Annotated in this window: 1 protein-coding gene; it reads left to right on the plus strand. The window is 63.0% G+C overall.

The genetic code is table 11. The features are described 5' to 3' along the window. Nucleotides 1-100 precede the first annotated feature (100 nt). Nucleotides 101-265, plus strand: a 165-nt coding sequence (locus tag AC0IZJ_RS28505) for a primosomal protein N' family DNA-binding protein (RefSeq protein ID WP_471855630.1), incomplete at its 3' end; no start/stop codon positions are given.

Below are 265 nucleotides of genomic sequence, written 5' to 3' on the forward strand. Positions count from 1 at the left end.
CCTGGGAGCTGACGGACCGCGCCGAGGCCTTGGCAGCAACCGCCCGTCTCTGAGAGAACACACCGCGACGCCGTCGGTGGTGGGCCGTAACATGTGCCCCATGACCGCACCGCTATTGGAGACGACGTCATGGATCGCCCATGTCGCCGTCTCTTCCGGTTTGGCCCACCTTGACCGTCCTTTCGACTATTTGATTCCTGACGACCTCGTCGATCGAGTCCAGGTTGGGGTACGAGTGCGGGTCAAACTCGCCGGTCGGCTGTGT

It is taken from the genome of Roseateles sp. AC306, from assembly GCF_979253795.1.